This window comes from Escherichia sp. E14S1 (genome assembly GCF_004211995.1).
GTDB lineage: Bacteria > Pseudomonadota > Gammaproteobacteria > Enterobacterales > Enterobacteriaceae > Escherichia.
The window spans coordinates 261241-277809 of record NZ_RHJQ01000003.1 but is presented as its reverse complement, the minus strand read 5'-3'; the positions used below and the strand labels follow the sequence as shown (position 1 = coordinate 277809).

The 16569-nt window shown below is 50.1% G+C and carries 16 protein-coding genes; 8 read left to right on the top strand and 8 right to left on the bottom strand.

What is annotated here, in order from left to right; translation table 11 throughout:
• Positions 1–25 precede the first annotated feature (25 nt).
• Complete coding sequence (locus tag D9734_RS03550; protein ID WP_064528416.1) at positions 26–439, bottom strand: CoA-binding protein; 414 nt, start codon at positions 437–439, stop codon at positions 26–28.
• 172 nt (positions 440–611) lie between these two features.
• Here D9734_RS03550 and D9734_RS03545 point away from each other — a divergent pair, with 172 nt between their 5' ends.
• Both D9734_RS03545 and mgsA read left to right on the top strand, forming a co-directional pair.
• On the top strand, positions 612–1274 hold the full coding sequence (locus D9734_RS03545; protein ID WP_130205387.1) for a DUF2057 family protein: 663 nt from the start codon (positions 612–614) through the stop codon (positions 1272–1274).
• A 95-nt stretch (positions 1275–1369) separates the two neighbouring features.
• On the top strand, positions 1370–1828 hold the full coding sequence (gene mgsA / locus D9734_RS03540; protein WP_064528411.1) for a methylglyoxal synthase: 459 nt from the start codon (positions 1370–1372) through the stop codon (positions 1826–1828).
• A gap of 31 nt (positions 1829–1859) precedes the next feature.
• Here the strand turns inward: mgsA and helD are convergent, their stop codons facing one another.
• Positions 1860–3914 carry a DNA helicase IV gene (gene helD, locus D9734_RS03535; protein WP_130205385.1) on the bottom strand — a complete coding sequence of 685 codons (2055 nt, stop codon included), beginning with the start codon at positions 3912–3914 and terminating at the stop codon, positions 1860–1862.
• Positions 3915–4036: 122 nt separating this feature from the next.
• Between helD and D9734_RS03530 the strand changes: the two genes are divergently transcribed.
• A complete protein-coding gene (locus D9734_RS03530; protein WP_032161476.1) occupies positions 4037–4483 on the top strand; it encodes a YccF domain-containing protein in 447 nt (148 codons plus the stop codon).
• A 9-nt stretch (positions 4484–4492) separates the two neighbouring features.
• Positions 4493–6655 (top strand): YccS family putative transporter, encoded by a 2163-nt coding sequence (yccS, locus tag D9734_RS03525; RefSeq protein WP_130205383.1) that lies wholly within the window; start codon positions 4493–4495, stop codon positions 6653–6655.
• Here yccS and sxy read toward each other — a convergent pair.
• Positions 6618–7247 carry a CRP-S regulon transcriptional coactivator Sxy gene (gene sxy, locus D9734_RS03520; protein ID WP_130205381.1) on the bottom strand — a complete coding sequence of 210 codons (630 nt, stop codon included), beginning with the start codon at positions 7245–7247 and terminating at the stop codon, positions 6618–6620. The genes yccS and sxy overlap by 38 nt on opposite strands.
• Positions 7248–7464: 217 nt before the next feature.
• Here sxy and sulA point away from each other — a divergent pair, with 217 nt between their 5' ends.
• On the top strand, positions 7465–7974 hold the full coding sequence (gene sulA / locus D9734_RS03515; protein WP_064528402.1) for an SOS-induced cell division inhibitor SulA: 510 nt from the start codon (positions 7465–7467) through the stop codon (positions 7972–7974).
• A 356-nt stretch (positions 7975–8330) separates the two neighbouring features.
• Positions 8331–9383, top strand: a complete 1053-nt coding sequence (ompA, locus tag D9734_RS03510; protein ID WP_064528817.1) for a porin OmpA — start codon at positions 8331–8333, stop codon at positions 9381–9383.
• A 74-nt stretch (positions 9384–9457) separates the two neighbouring features.
• On the opposite strand, the gene matP is transcribed toward ompA, so the two are convergent.
• Entirely contained in the window at positions 9458–9910 is a 453-nt protein-coding gene (gene matP, locus D9734_RS03505) for a macrodomain Ter protein MatP (protein WP_064528401.1), read from the bottom strand.
• A gap of 185 nt (positions 9911–10095) precedes the next feature.
• Between matP and D9734_RS03500 the strand changes: the two genes are divergently transcribed.
• Both D9734_RS03500 and fabA read left to right on the top strand, forming a co-directional pair.
• Positions 10096–11856 carry a Lon protease family protein gene (locus D9734_RS03500; protein WP_130205379.1) on the top strand — a complete coding sequence of 587 codons (1761 nt, stop codon included), beginning with the start codon at positions 10096–10098 and terminating at the stop codon, positions 11854–11856.
• 68 nt (positions 11857–11924) lie between these two features.
• Positions 11925–12443 (top strand): bifunctional 3-hydroxydecanoyl-ACP dehydratase/trans-2-decenoyl-ACP isomerase, encoded by a 519-nt coding sequence (gene fabA, locus D9734_RS03495; RefSeq protein ID WP_000227926.1) that lies wholly within the window; start codon positions 11925–11927, stop codon positions 12441–12443.
• Positions 12444–12512: 69 nt separating this feature from the next.
• Here fabA and rmf read toward each other — a convergent pair whose 3' ends face one another.
• The 4 genes from rmf to pqiA form a co-directional block, all read right to left on the bottom strand.
• On the bottom strand, positions 12513–12680 hold the full coding sequence (gene rmf, locus D9734_RS03490; protein ID WP_000828648.1) for a ribosome modulation factor: 168 nt from the start codon (positions 12678–12680) through the stop codon (positions 12513–12515).
• A gap of 255 nt (positions 12681–12935) precedes the next feature.
• Positions 12936–13499 (bottom strand): membrane integrity-associated transporter subunit PqiC, encoded by a 564-nt coding sequence (gene pqiC, locus D9734_RS03485; protein ID WP_064528397.1) that lies wholly within the window; start codon positions 13497–13499, stop codon positions 12936–12938.
• Positions 13496–15136 (bottom strand): intermembrane transport protein PqiB, encoded by a 1641-nt coding sequence (gene pqiB / locus D9734_RS03480; RefSeq protein WP_130205377.1) that lies wholly within the window; start codon positions 15134–15136, stop codon positions 13496–13498. Before pqiB ends, pqiC begins: the two co-directional genes overlap by 4 nt.
• Before the next feature lie 4 nt (positions 15137–15140).
• A complete protein-coding gene (gene pqiA, locus D9734_RS03475) occupies positions 15141–16394 on the bottom strand; it encodes a membrane integrity-associated transporter subunit PqiA (RefSeq protein ID WP_130205375.1) in 1254 nt (417 codons plus the stop codon).
• Between the last annotated feature and the right edge of the window lie 175 nt (positions 16395–16569).

The window sequence follows — 16569 nt, the reverse complement described above, 5'->3', positions numbered from 1 at the left end:
AGGTTTTCGCCTTCCGGGTATTTTTTTATTTCGCCAGGCCCAGACGAGGGATCTCAATCGCCGGGCAGCGATCCATCACCACGTTTAGCCCTGCATCACGCGCCAGCACTGCCGCCTGTTCATTTATAACACCCAGCTGCATCCATAAGGTTTTCGCACCAATAGCGATCGCCTCCTGCGCCACACCCCATGCTGCTTCTGAATTACGGAAAACATCGACCATATCCACTTTTTCCGGAACCTCCGCCAGCGTGCCGTAACCTTGCTGGCCTAACAGCGTTTTACCGGCGACCTTTGGGGAGACGGGAATAACGTGATAGCCCTGATCGAGCAGATACTTCATTACGCGATAACTTGGACGATCGGGTTTGTCACTTGCTCCCACCAGCGCAATGGTGCGAGTGGACGTTAAAATGCCTGCAATATCGGTTTCTTTCATCATTTCCTCCAGACTATTTACCAAAGTGTACGACAATCCCGACATGCCAACCATGTAGCTACTACGAATGTATGAGAGCAAAAGCAGAAAACATGTCTATATGTTAGTAAGTATGATTAAAGAAAAATTTTGATACATTATTAGTCGGGCGGTCTTTGGACAGGAGCTACCTATGAAAACCGGCATTATGACCACCTTGATTGCACTGTGTTTGCCGGTATCCGTTTTTGCCACCACACTGCGGCTATCCAGCGATGTTGATCTCCTGATACTCGACGGCAAAAAGGTTTCCAGTTCTCTGCTTCGCGGTGCTGATAGCATCGAACTGGATAATGGACCACATCAGTTAGTGTTTCGCGTTGAAAAGACAATCCATCTTTCCAGTAACGAAGAACGACTTTATATCTCCCCGCCGCTGGTCGTTAGCTTTAATACCCAGCTCATTAGTCAGGTGAATTTTCGTCTCCCTCGCCTGGAGAATGAACGAGAAGCGAACCATTTTGACGCAGCGCCGAACCTTGAATTGTTAGATGGCGATGCGACGCCGATTCCGGTGAAGCTGGATATTCTCGCCATTACCTCTGCCGGGAAAACAATCGATTATGAGCTGGAAGTCGAACGCTATAACAAATCCGCAAAACGCGCTTCGCTACCGCAATTTGCCACTATGATGGCGGACGACAGTACACTGCTCTCCGGCGTTTCGGAACTGGATGCGATTCCTCCGCAGTCACAGGTGCTCACTGAACAACGGCTGAAGTATTGGTTTAAACTGGCTGACCCACAAACGCGTAATAACTTTCTGCAATGGGCGGAAAAACAACCTTCTTCCTGAGATTTTTGTGCCTGTGCGCAGGCTTTTTCAGTCTTTATCTTGCAGCGATAAGTGCTTACAGTAGTCTGTAGGAAAGTTAACTACGGATGTAAATTATGGAACTGACAACTCGCACAATGGCGGCGCGTAAACATATTGCGCTGGTGGCACATGATCACTGCAAGCAAATGCTCATGAGCTGGGTGGAACGGCATCAGCCGCTTCTGGAGCAGCACGAACTTTATGCAACGGGCACCACGGGTAACTTAATTTCCCGCGCGACAGGAATGAACGTCAACGCGATGCTGAGCGGCCCGATGGGCGGCGATCAGCAGGTTGGCGCATTGATCTCAGAAGGGAAAATTGATGTGCTGATTTTCTTCTGGGACCCGCTGAATGCTGTACCACACGACCCCGACGTGAAAGCGTTGCTGCGTCTGGCGACGGTGTGGAACATTCCGGTCGCCACCAACGTGGCAACGGCTGATTTCATCATCCAGTCACCACATTTCAACGACGCTGTAGATATTCTGATCCCGGATTATCAACGTTATCTCGCAGAACGCCTGAAGTAAGTTCGCACAGGCGGCACTCGCCGCCTGTTTCTTACGGTTTCCTTGCTACCGGTACATCCAGTTTTTTCAGGTCGTCCACAAAGGGAGAAGGATTCTCTTTGCTGAACAGTACCCAAACCCGATGCCGTGCGCGAGTGAGCGCAACGTACATTAATCGCCGTTCTTCGGCGTCCGGATAGTCCTCTACTGGCGGCAGTAGCGCCTCTTCCATAATGGACTCACGCGCCACAGCCGGGAAGCCATCACTCCCCTCCTGCAAACCAACGATGATGACGTAGTCGGCCTGTTGCCCTTTGCTGGCATGAATGGTCATAAAGTCGATTTGCAGCTTCGGCCAGCGCGTCGTGGCTTTATCCAGAGTAACGGGCTTCAGATGATGGTAACGCGCTAGTACCAGAATGCGCTCTTCGGGTTTGACATAACCAGATAGCTTGTCCAGTAAAGCGTCAAGCTGACTCTCATCCAACAAGGTGACGGCTTTTTTGTCACCATTCGTTAAGCTATTCAGCGGTTTTTTCAACTGATTAGGGTTCTGCTGAATAAAACGGTTTGCCACCTCTCCGATACGGCTATTGAAACGGTAAGTCGTGTCTAAATCACAGCGATCGCCTTCACCGAAGTTTTCATGGAAGGCCGTGGTGAGCGACATTTGCGCGCCGCTGAAGCGGTAAATAGCCTGCCAGTCATCGCCAACAGCAAACAACGTTGTCTGACTATTTTGTTTACGCAATGCTGCCAGCAAGGCCGCTCGCTGTGGGGAGATGTCCTGGAATTCATCAACCAGAATATGTTTCCACGGACTGATAAACCGCCCTTTCTCAAGGATAGCAATCGCCTGATGTATCAGACCTGAAAAATCGACGGCGTTTTCCGCTTTCAGCGCACCTTTCCAGGCTTTCAGCAACGGTGCCATCAATTTGATTCGTTTACTGAACAGATCCCGAATCTCTTCTGGCGCACTGGCAATCATTTCAGCCTGCGCGCCGCCGTGCATCCGCATCAGACTGACCCAGCGATCGAGGCGAGATGCGAGACGACGCTGCAATTTTTCATCATCCCAGAAGTTGCCTTCTGGCACTGACCACTGCAGTTCTTCCATCAACCATTGTCGCCAGCCCTTCGCCTGTGCTTTCTTTTCACTACACTGCTTGCGCCACTCAGCAATAAAGAGTTCATGGCGGGCTGCGGTGTCATTTTCCAGGTTGCTGACTGTCGGTACTTTTTTGCTGCCTTGCTGAATAATATGCAGGGCCAGAGAATGAAACGTGCGCGCGGTAATCTCTTCGGTATGCAGCCGTTCGCGGATCCGCTCGTCCATCTCTTCCGCCGCTTTTCGACCAAACGCCAGCAATAAAATTTGCTCGGGTGATGCTTCACCACGCGCCAATAACCAGCCAGCGCGCGCCACCAGCACAGACGTTTTTCCGCTTCCTGCGCCAGCCAGCACTAACAGGGAATGCTCACCATTAACCACCGCCCGGGCCTGCGCCGGATTAAGCGGTGAAGACTCAACCTGACGGAAAAAATCCGCATATTCGTTAAGCATGGTTTCGGTATACGCCTGATTATGCTGCAACCGACTGGCTTCAATATCTTTCAGCCAGGCCTGACATTTGCGCCACGCCTCACGACAGTTATCAAATTCCTCCAGGCGATTAACCGGTAATGGCAACGCTGACAAAGCCTGACGAATTTGTTGCTGTACCCCAGTGGTTTGCTCCCGCGTCAGCCATTTATTTTCTCCAGTGCGAGCAGCAATAAGATCCAGTTGTTGCTGCAATACGCCAGCGGCAATTTCGCTCATTTCCTCGCTCCAGCGCCGCCAGTGAGCATCAAGATGATGGTGAAAACGCTGCGTCTCTGCCCATTCAGTGCCATGCAGACGCACGACTTTTTCATCAGGCAATACAAATTCCAGCTCACCCCATACCAAACCACGTTTGCAGTGAATAGCCAGTAATTGATTGAAAGGAATAAGGTATTCGTGGCGATCGCCGGAAACTTTTATCCCGGCATTGAGGATCACCGCCCGATCGTAAGGGTGCTGTGCCAGACGTTTGCCAAGAGTTGTCGCTTTCAGTTCCATGTCTCTGTAGATCCACACGATGTCATTTCTTATCAGTGTAACCGCCAGAGAAAACGTGCTCCAGCCCAAAAAAACGTTACAATTGCCGCCCATTACTGAAAACCACAGTAAAGCGAGGTTTTATGCGTACCGTTTTGAACATTCTGAACTTTGTGCTTGGCGGATTCGCCACCACTCTTGGCTGGCTGTTAGCGACCCTGGTCAGTATTGTGCTGATTTTCACCTTACCGCTGACACGGTCCTGCTGGGAGATAACCAAACTGTCTCTGCTGCCTTATGGCAATGAAGCTATTCATGTCGATGAACTAAACCCGGCAGGCAAAAATGTGCTGCTTAACACTGGCGGTACGGTGCTGAATATTTTCTGGCTGGTTTTCTTCGGCTGGTGGCTATGTCTGATGCATATCGCAACAGGTATCGCGCAATGCATTTCCATCATTGGTATTCCGGTTGGTATTGCGAACTTTAAAATTGCCGCTATTGCACTGTGGCCGGTCGGACGCCGCGTGGTATCGGTAGAAACAGCTCAAGCTGCGCGTGAAGCCAATGCACGTCGCCGTTTCCAATAATCCAACATTATGGCCTTTATGCTAAGTCCTTTGCTCAAACGCTATACCTGGAACAGCACCTGGCTGTATTACGCGCGCATTTTTATCGCACTTTGCGGCACCACTGCGTTTCCGTGGTGGCTGGGTGATGTAAAACTTACGATTCCGCTGACTCTCGGAATGGTGGCGGCAGCACTGACCGATCTCGACGACCGACTGGCGGGACGTCTGCGTAATCTCATTATTACGCTGTTCTGTTTTTTTATTGCCTCGGCTTCAGTAGAGCTGTTATTTCCGTGGCCCTGGCTGTTCGCCATTGGTTTAACGCTCTCCACCAGCGGCTTCATTTTGCTCGGCGGTCTGGGTCAACGCTATGCGACCATCGCTTTCGGTGCATTGCTGATTGCCATTTATACGATGCTGGGAACCTCCCTGTATGAGCACTGGTATCAGCAGCCTATCTATCTGCTTGCTGGTGCGGTTTGGTACAACATCCTGACGCTTATTGGTCATTTGCTGTTCCCTGTCCGCCCGTTGCAGGACAACCTGGCTCGTTGTTATGAACAACTGGCGCGGTATCTGGAACTCAAGTCACGTATGTTTGATCCTGATATTGAGGATGAAAGCCAGGCACCGCTGTATGATTTGGCGCTCGCCAACGGGCAACTTATGGTGACGCTGAACCAGACGAAAATCTCGTTACTGACCCGCTTACGCGGCGACCGCGGTCAGCGGGGAACGCGTCGTACACTACATTACTATTTTGTAGCGCAGGATATCCACGAGCGGGCAAGCTCTTCACATATTCAGTATCAAACGCTGCGAGAACATTTTCGCCACAGCGATGTGCTGTTCCGCTTCCAGCGCCTGATGTCGATGCAGGGCCAGGCTTGCCAACAATTGTCACGCTGTATTTTGCTGCGTCAGCCTTATCAGCACGATCCACATTTTGAACGCGCTTTTACGCATATTGACGCCGCACTTGAGCGGATGCGCGAAAATGGTGCGCCCGCCGATCTGCTAAAAATACTGGGATTCCTGCTGAACAATTTACGTGCCATAGATGCCCAACTGGCGACTATTGAATCAGAACAAGCCCAGGCGCTGCCCCCCAATGCAGACGAAAATGAACTCGCCGACGACAGCCCTCGCGGGTTTAGCGATATCTGGCTGCGTCTTAAACGTAACTTAACGCCGGAGTCTGCACTATTTCGCCATGCAGTGAGAATGTCGCTGGTATTGTGTGTTGGTTACGCCATCATTCAGATAACCGGAATGCATCACGGGTATTGGATCCTGCTGACAAGTCTGTTTGTCTGCCAGCCAAACTATAACGCCACGCGCCACCGTCTGAAGTTAAGGATTATTGGTACGTTGGTGGGTATTGCGATTGGTATTCCTGTGCTGTGGTTTGTTCCGTCACTGGAAGGACAACTGGTGCTGCTGGTGATTACCGGCGTGCTCTTTTTTGCCTTCCGTAACGTGCAATACGCTCATGCAACGATGTTCATTACGCTTCTGGTGTTACTGTGCTTCAACTTGCTGGGTGAAGGTTTTGAAGTCGCGCTGCCTCGCGTAATCGATACGCTGATCGGCTGTGCAATAGCATGGGCGGCAGTGAGCTACATCTGGCCCGACTGGCGGTTTCGTAATTTGCCGCGAATGCTTGAACGCGCGACGGATGCTAACTGCCGTTATCTCGATGCCATTCTTGAGCAATATCATCAGGGGCGTGACAACCGTCTGGCGTATCGTATTGCCCGACGCGATGCTCACAACCGTGATGCTGAACTGGCGTCGGTGGTGTCGAATATGTCCAGTGAACCGAACGTCACACCGCAAATTCGCGATGACGCGTTCCGTTTACTGTGCCTTAACCATACTTTTACCAGCTATATTTCTGCCCTCGGCGCACACCGCGAGCAGTTAACCAACCCTGAAATTCTGGCGTTTCTTGATGACGCAGTTTGCTATGTTGATGACGCGCTACATCATCAACCTGCCGATGAAGAACGCGTCAATCAGGCATTAGCTGGCCTGAAACAGCGGATGCAACAACTTGAACCGCGGGCAGACAGCAAAGAACCTCTGGTCGTACAGCAAATCGGGTTACTGATTGCATTACTGCCAGAAATTGGCCGTCTGCAACGCCGGATTACTCAAGTTCCTCAGGAAACTCCTGTTTCGGTGTAATAGAATCTGCCCATTCTGCAAGCTCCTGGCGGCGTGCCACCGGGAGCGCAGCTTCATGAATACCGATAATTGCGCCTTCAAGCATGAACAGAATCTTTTCTGTCACCAGACTGTTATGCTGCCGTAGTCGCAACCAGCACATTTTCGCCCCAAGTATACGTAGCGCCCGAACATCCTTAATCCCCACTTCCCCGAGAATCGCTTCCAGGTGATAAGACATATTGGGCAAATCTTTCAGCCGTTGCTGGGTGTCGCGCGTACTTTTCTCTTTAAGCGCAGCGTCCAGCGAATATTTCGACAACCGCACCAACTTCTGTTGATTCCGCCATAAGCTTTCATCAACCCGGTAGTAATTGAGAGTAACGGGACGGCCACACTTTTTGTATGTCAGCCAGACTGGTGGATGTTTTACACAGTACTGTGCGCTTTGCTCACAAGCCCGAAGATACAACTCACCATCAGAAACCATCGCAAACACTGTATCGTCAACGGTCAGACTGTAACTGCCAAACAACGATCGATATTCAATAGTGCCTAACGTCGACAGGTATTCTTGTGACTTATAGATCCGCTTGTAGGAGAGGCTTTTCATAAAATTCCTTTTAAAATCATAATATAAAAGAATGATTCACATTAACGGATCCGTTAAATACGAAAATAGGCAACTTATTCTCAAGGGGCAAGATTAATTTAAGTTTTCAGGTCACCAACGACAAAAATTGCGAGGCTCTTTCCGAAATTTGTGTTGATCTTTGTTGTCACTGGATGTACTGTATATCCATACAGTAACTCACAGGGCTGGATTGATTATGTACACTTCAGGCTACGCAAATCGTTCTTCGATGTTCTCCTCCACAGCAAGCAAAATTGCGCGTGTCTCTACGGAAAACACTACAGCCGGGCTAATTAGTGAAGTTGTCTATCGCGAAGATCAGCCCATGATGACGCAACTCCTGCTTTTGCCATTATTACAGCAACTCGGCCAACAATCGCGTTGGCAACTTTGGTTAACGCCGCAACAAAAACTAAGTCGTGAATGGGTTCAGGCAGCGGGACTACCCTTAACTAAGGTGATGCAGATAAGCCAGCTTTCCCCTTGTCACACCGTGGAATCGATGGTTCGTGCTTTGCGTACGGGAAATTACAGCGTAGTGATCGGTTGGTTGGCAGACGATCTGACAGAAGAAGAGCATGCTGATCTTGTTGATGCCGCCAATGAAGGTAACGCAATGGGGTTTATTATGCGTCCAGTAAGCACACACTCTCACGCCACGAGACAACTTTCTGGGCTAAAAATTCACTCAAATTTGTATCATTAAGTAAATTTAGGATTAATCCTGGAACTTTTTTTGTTAACCCGTAGACGCTTTCACTTGTCACTAATTTTACTTGTGGAGGCTTGTCTGAAGCGGTTTCCGCGATTTTATCCTGTAAAGTATCGTTAACAAAAAAGGTTAAACGCACCTTATACAAGTCTTTTTTTTCATATGCCTGACGGAGTTCACACTTGTAAGTTTTCAACTACGTTGTAGACTTTACATCGCCAGGGGTGCTCGGCATAAGCCGAATTTATCGGCAGAGTTACAATTGAGCAGATCCCCCGGTGAAGGATTTAACCGTGTTATCTCGTTGGAGATATTCATGGCGTATTTTGGATGATAACGAGGCGCAAAAAATGAAAAAGACAGCTATCGCGATTGCAGTGGCACTGGCTGGTTTCGCTACCGTAGCGCAGGCCGCTCCGAAAGATAACACCTGGTACACTGGTGCTAAACTGGGCTGGTCCCAGTACCATGACACTGGTTTCATTCCTAACAATGGTCCGACCCACGAAAACCAACTGGGTGCAGGTGCTTTTGGTGGTTACCAGGTTAACCCGTATGTTGGCTTTGAAATGGGTTACGACTGGTTAGGTCGTATGCCGTACAAAGGCGACAACATCAACGGCGCATACAAAGCTCAGGGCGTTCAGCTGACCGCTAAACTGGGTTACCCAATCACTGACGATCTGGACATCTACACTCGTCTGGGTGGTATGGTATGGCGCGCAGACACCAAGGCTAACGTACCTGGTGGCCCATCCTTTAAAGACCACGACACCGGCGTTTCTCCGGTATTCGCAGGCGGTGTTGAATACGCGATCACTCCAGAAATCGCTACCCGTCTGGAATATCAGTGGACCAACAACATCGGTGACGCTAACACCATCGGTACTCGTCCGGACAACGGTCTGCTGAGCCTGGGTGTTTCCTACCGTTTCGGTCAGGGCGAAGCAGCTCCAGTAGTTGCTCCGGCTCCAGCTCCGGCACCGGAAGTACAGACCAAGCACTTCACTCTGAAGTCTGACGTTCTGTTCAACTTCAACAAAGCAACCCTGAAACCGGAAGGTCAGGCTGCTCTGGATCAGCTGTACAGCCAGCTGAGCAACCTGGATCCGAAAGACGGTTCCGTAGTTGTTCTGGGTTACACTGACCGCATCGGTTCTGACGCCTACAACCAGGGTCTGTCCGAGCGTCGTGCTCAGTCCGTCGTTGATTACCTGATCTCCAAAGGTATCCCGTCTGACAAGATCTCCGCACGTGGTATGGGCGAATCTAACCCGGTTACTGGCAACACCTGTGACAACGTGAAACAGCGTGCTGCTCTGATCGACTGCCTGGCTCCGGATCGTCGCGTAGAGATCGAAGTTAAAGGCATCAAAGACGTTGTAACTCAGCCGCAGGCTTAAGTTCTCGTCTAATAAAAAACCCCGCTACTGCGGGGTTTTTTTTCATCTGTAGTAAAGTAAATGACCTTCGCCAGTTATTCCTTACCAAGTAATGCCTGCAAATCCTGCTTCAAAGAAGACATTTTATTCGCATACTTCTCTTTGTTTTCCGCATCTTCAATCAGCTGGACAATCGTTTCGGATAGCGTTTTACCACGACGTTGCGCAAGCCCTGCTAACCGTTGCCAGACAATAAATTCCAGATCGATAGATTTCTTGCGCGTATGCTGATGCTCCGCATTAAAGTGCCGTTTTCGTCTGGCCCGAATCGTCTGTTTCATGCGATTAAGCAGCTCTGGATTCATATGTTTTTCAATCCAGCCATTTACGAGTACAGGTTCGTTCTCCAGCGATAGCAACACATCGACGGCTTCCTGGGCGGCACTGGCCTCTATGTAACGGGTGATCAACTCACCTTCACGGTGCTTCTTCACCAGATATTTCCATTTCCAACCACTTTCAAGATTTTCAAGTTGTTGATATTTCATAGCGATCTCAATGTTACCGTGTAACTCTTTACAGAATATCAGCTTTTTACCTGCGTGATGAAAAGAATCTCTGTCCTGTGAGCTTTAACGCGCATGCCGGGACTTTTGTCGGTGCTTTCTACGTGTGCTGCAGTGCCGGTTACGGTATAATCGCGCCTTTGACAACAGACTAAAAAACATCGACTTTGACCATTACGAAACTTGCATGGCGTGACCTGATTCCTGATACCGAAAGCTATCAGGAAGTATTCGCACAGCCACATTTGATTGACGAAAACGATCCTTTATTCAGTGACACTCAACCGCGACTGCAATTTGCGCTTGAGCAGTTGCTGCACGCGCGGGCATCATCCTCTTTTATACTGGCAAAAGCGCCGGAAGAATCCGATTATCTGAATCTTATAGCCGATGCTGCACGCGCGCTACAAAGCGATGCAGGCCAACTGATGGGCGCTCACTATGAGATTTCCGGCCACACCATACGCTTACGGAACGCAGTTAGCACTGACGATAATTTTGCAACCTTAACCCAGGTTGTTACTGCTGACTGGGCTGAAGCCGAACAGCTTTTTGGCTGTTTGCGCCAGTTTAATGGCGACATTACCTTGCAGCCAGGACTGGTACATCAGGCCAATGGCGGCATTTTGATTATCTCCTTGCGTACACTGCTGGCCCAGCCATTGCTGTGGATGCGTCTGAAGAACATCGTCAACCGCGAACGCTTCGATTGGGTAGCATTTGATGAGTCGCGCCCTCTCCCCGTCTCTGTACCTTCAATGCCATTGAAGCTGAAAGTCATTCTGGTAGGCGAACGCGATTCATTGGCCGATTTCCAGGAGATGGAGCCAGAACTGTCTGAACAAGCGATCTATAGCGAATTTGAAGATACTCTGCAGATAGTCGATGCCGAATCCGTACGCCAGTGGTGTCGCTGGGTGACTTTTATTGCCAGACTTAACCACTTGCCAGCGCCAGATGCCGATGCCTGGCCGGTACTTATCCGCGAAGCAGTACGCTATACCGGTGAGCAAGAAACGCTGCCCCTTAGTCCGCAGTGGATCCTCCGCCAGTGTAAAGAAGTCGCTTCATTGTGCGAAGGTGATACCTTCTCCGGCGAGCAGCTAAACTTAATGCTACAGCAGCGGGAATGGCGCGAAGGTTTCCTCGCCGAGCGTATGCAGGATGAAATCCTTCAGGAGCAGATCCTGATTGAAACCGAAGGTGAACGCATCGGGCAAATTAACGCCCTTTCGGTCATTGAATTTCCAGGCCATCCACGCGCATTTGGCGAACCTTCTCGCATTAGCTGCGTTGTGCATATTGGCGATGGTGAATTCACCGACATCGAACGAAAAGCGGAGCTTGGCGGCAACATTCACGCTAAAGGGATGATGATCATGCAAGCGTTTTTGATGTCGGAACTTCAGCTTGAGCAACAGATCCCTTTCTCGGCGTCACTGACCTTTGAGCAATCTTACAGTGAAGTGGATGGTGACAGCGCATCAATGGCCGAGCTCTGCGCTCTGATCAGCGCCCTTGCTGATGTCCCGGTGAATCAGAGTATCGCTATTACAGGTTCAGTGGATCAGTTTGGTCGCGCCCAGCCTGTGGGCGGTCTGAATGAGAAAATCGAAGGCTTCTTTGCTATCTGCCAGCAGCGTGAGTTAAGTGGGAAGCAAGGTGTGATTATCCCCAGCGCTAACGTTCGCCATTTAAGTCTTCACAGTGAACTGGTGAAGGCGGTAGAGGAAGGCAAATTCACCATCTGGGCAGTGGACGATGTGACTGATGCACTGCCGTTATTATTAAATCTGGTGTGGGATGGCGAAGGCCAGACGACGCTGATGCAAACTATCCAGGAACGTATCGCGCAAGCATCGCAACAGGAAGGGCGTCACCGTTTTCCGTGGCCACTACGTTGGCTGAACTGGTTTATTCCGAACTGATCGGACTTGTTCAGCGTACACGTGTTAGCTATCCTGCGTGCTTCAATAAAATAAGGCTTACAGAGAACATGGTAGATAAACGCGAATCCTATACAAAAGAAGACCTTCTTGCCTCTGGTCGCGGTGAACTGTTTGGTGCTAAAGGCCCACAATTGCCAGCACCGAACATGCTGATGATGGACCGTGTGGTCAAAATGACTGAAACGGGCGGTAACTTCGACAAAGGGTATGTAGAAGCAGAGCTGGATATTAATCCGGACCTGTGGTTCTTCGGTTGCCACTTCATCGGCGATCCGGTAATGCCGGGCTGCCTGGGCCTGGACGCGATGTGGCAGCTGGTAGGATTCTACCTCGGCTGGCTGGGCGGCGAAGGTAAAGGCCGCGCCCTGGGCGTTGGCGAAGTGAAATTCACAGGCCAGGTGCTGCCGACGGCGAAAAAAGTGACCTATCGTATTCACTTTAAACGCATTGTTAACCGTCGTCTCATTATGGGCCTGGCGGATGGCGAAGTGCTGGTTGATGGTCGTTTGATCTATACCGCCAACGACCTGAAAGTAGGTCTGTTCCAGGATACGTCTGCATTCTGATTTTAATCAGACAGAGTATAAAAAGGCGAAACCTCCGCAATGCGGAGGTTTCTTTTTAAAGAGACAGAATCAGGCCATTACCACCCTGTCCGCCATGGCTTCTCGCCAGCCTCCCAGCCATTGTGACCTTTGATTCAGCGTCTGATAGGGACACATTTCTTTTGAGCGTCCGGCGATGCCGGCCTGATAACCACGTTGATGTGCCCGTTCCAGGCGATCTCGTTTTTGTCTCTTCATGCCTCGTTTCCCTCATACTGGTTTCTGGTGGAAAAGAAAACAGTGATTACTAAATGTGCAATCACAGTTAAGCAATACCGCGAATCATAACTGCCGTCAATGCGCAAAATTCACGCCACTGCCATATTTGTGAGCTACACGGGCATGTCGGTTGTACAAAAAATGTGAAGCGGAACAAGTTTTCCCATGGCTTATAAACAAAAAAACCGCCTCAGGCTACATGCCGGAGACGGTTATATTTACAAATCTTTATAATTAAGGTAGACGCTTTATCTCTTGCGCAATAGTAGCGGCTTCCTGACTCCAGACACTGGCCAGCACTTTGACCATTTCATCGTAGCCATCCTGATTCTGCACCCCTTCCACACGGAACGGACGTTTTATCAGTTGTCCCTGATGGTTTAGTAGCCACTCGCCACTCACTATCACCTTACCATCGTAACGGCCGTTAAACTCTGTCACAGTCACATTAAGCGTGTCCTGGGTACTTCCCAAAGGCTGGGAGGCTACGACCCAACCGGGCAGTTGCGCACTCAGGTTAGCGACCAAAGTATTGCGCAACTGTTGATCCAGCGGGCTGGCCCACAGGTTGTTATTGGCAATCACATACTTCACATCACTGGTCTGGTATACCACGCCATTCCCTGCCAGATAATCAGGTACGGAAACCTGCTCGACCCATAGCAGGCGGTTACCCTGGCTGGCGGTACTTTGCGTACCGCTCTGCACCACAGGCAATTGGTAATAGTTTTTGTTAATTTCACCGGAGCTGCATCCGGCCAGCCACAGTGCCGCTATCGTCACTAGCCACTTTTTCATTGTTTTGCCCTCTTCGGCTCTGGATCTTTTTTATCCTTCGCTTCAAATACCAGCGCGTTGCTCTTCTCGTTGAGCGTTTTCAGAACCGGTTGCAGTTCACGCAATACCTGATCAAGACGCTGCATATCCGCAACCATCTTGTTATAAGCTGCGGAACCCGGCTGGAAGCCCTGCATGCTACGATTCAATTCGCGCAGTGTCGACTGCATATCCGTCGGCAACTGTTGCATCGACTGACTGGCAAGGATCTTGTTCATACTATCCAGCGTAGTCTGCAGGTTTTTCATCGTGCGCTGACTTTCCGACAGCGTACTGGTCGCCTGTTCAATCATCGGGTTCAACGGCAGTTTGTTAATCTTATCCAACGCTTCCATCAGACGTTGCTGGATTTGCGCCAGACCACCGCTAACGGTCGGGATTATTTGATAGCCATTAAACTCACGCACACCGGTAATTGCCGGAGCATTTGGATAGAAGTCCAGATCGACGTACAGCGCTCCCGTGACCAGATTCCCGGTTTTCAGTGAACCGCGTAAACCGCGCTTCAGCAATTCGGCCAGGTGTTCTACCACATCAGCATTTTCACCTAGCTGCATTTTCAGTCGTTCTGGTTCAATACGCACCATGACTGGAATGCGATAATCATCGTTAAAGACCTGACGCATATTCGGCGCAAAGAATGGCACTTTGCTTACCGTACCGAGACGAATACCGCGGAATTCCACTGGCGCGCCAGGTTGCAGACCGCGTACCGAATCTTTAAAGAACATCAGATAATCAATGTGATCTGTGTACAGTGAATCCTGGATACTCTTCTGATCATCATACAAAACGAATGACGTTTTTGGCGCAACCGGCTGTCCCAAGTCCAGTCCTTCAGGCACGTCAAAGCTGACACCACCACTTAGCAACGTCGTCAATGACCCCATCTCTACGCGCATCCCCGCCGAGGTCAGATCCACCGCTATGCCGCTATCTTTCCAGAAGCGAACGTTGCTCGTTACCAGGCGGTCATAAGGCGCATTGATGAACAGTTGATAGCTGATATTACGCTTCTGGGTATCGAAGGTGCTGGTTTCAACCGACCCTACGCGATAGCCACGAAACAGGACGGGATCTCCCGCCGTGAGCTGGCCAGCTTTGTTGCTGTCAAGAATGACACGGATCCCTTTGGCATCTGGTGGGGCCAACGGTGGAGAATCAAGCAAATCATATTTTGTTTGCTTGCTGCCTGCAGCCCCCGGTTGCAACTCGATATACACCCCGGAAAGCAACGTACCAAGGCCACTAATGCCTTCACGACCAATTTGTGGTTTCACTACCCAAAAGACCGTATCTTTGTGCAGCAGTTTTTCCATACCGGCGTTGAGACGCGCTTTGATTTCAACATGCGTTAAATCATCAGCCAGCGTGGCACTTTCGACCACACCGACGTCCACGCTACGACTTTTAATGGTAGTCTTGCCGCCTTCTATTCCTTCCGCATTAGCAGTGATCAGGGTAACTTCCGGCCCTTGATGACTGTAATGATAAAAAAGTACCCAGGCCCCGATGAGTGCCGTAACGATGGGAAATATCCACACAGGGGACCAGTTCTTCACTTTCTGGATTTTGGCTTCCCCACTATTAGATTCCATACTGTCAGGACTCCTCATGCTCTGGTTCAGGTTGACGATCCCACGACAAACGTGGATCAAACGTCATCGCAGAAAACATTGTCATAATGACGACTAAAGCAAACATTAATGCACCCATTGCCGGATAAATACTCATTAAGCCTCCCATACGCACCAGCGCCGAGAGCACCGCTATCACGAAAACGTCAATCATTGACCAGCGGCCTACAAACTCAACAACTTCGTAAATCAAATGCATTCTTTCACTATCACGCTTGCCGTGCCCTTTCGCATCCCAGCACAGCCAAGCTATAGCGATCATCTTTAAAGTTGGCACCATGATACTGGCTAAAAAGATGACGGCGGCAACCGGATAAGAGCCTTCGCTCCATAATAAGATGACCCCGGCGAGAATGGTCGACGGCATCTTAGAGCCTAAAAAATCGGTCACCATAATGGGTAAGATGTTCGCCGGGAGATATAACATGATCGACGTAAAAAGCAGTGCCAATGTCCATTGCAGGCTGTTTTTGCGTCGAATATATCCTTTGGTGCCACAGCGCGGACACACTGGATCATCGGCAGGAAGAATTGCCGTACAGCATGAGCAAGAGCGCAGCCCCTGGCGTATTCCCGTTATGCCGGGTTTCAGCGTCTGGTGAAGCTCTGGCATCGGGGCAATATCATCCCATAACCAGCGGCGATCAACGCACTGAAAGGCGCGTAATTGCAGCACACAAAATAAACACCAGGGAATGAAACTACTGCCCACGCCAATGCTGCCGTAAGCCATCAGTTTGACAAAACTGACCAACACACCGGCAAGGAAAATCTCCGCCATTCCCCAGGTTTTAAGCTGAAAAAGTACCCGCCCCAGTTGTTCTTTTAAACGAACAGGTATTTCCGCGCGATTAACCAACAGTAAAATAGTAATCAGGCAAAACGCGGGGACCAGTTGCACAAACAACAGGAAAAAAGTACCGAGGCTGGCATAGTCCTCGGAAAACAGTACGCCCGGGATTTCCAGCAACGTAATCTCACTGGTTACCCCCGCAACGTTCATATTGACAAAAGGGAACAGGTTGGACAGCAGCAGCATGAACAGTGCAGCCAACGCATAAGCGGTAGGACGCTGTCGAGGGGCATCCCACGCAACGGTTAACGTTGTGCCACACCGAGGACATGCCGCCTTCTGACCATGCTCAAGGTGGGGTAAAACCACCAGCATGTCACACTGCGAACACAGGATGTGCTTCGCGGCATGATGATGTTCGCACATTGGTACTCCTTAATGATGCGCTATTCTACAGAATGCTGACATAGCACTCGCTTTCAATGCCGGATGCTGAACTACCGCATTATCCGCTCAGGGAGCTCGTGGAAACGCAATAAATTGACGTTTCCACCCAGGCCAGATAAGCGTAGCGCATCAGGCAATTTGGCCGTTATCAGCA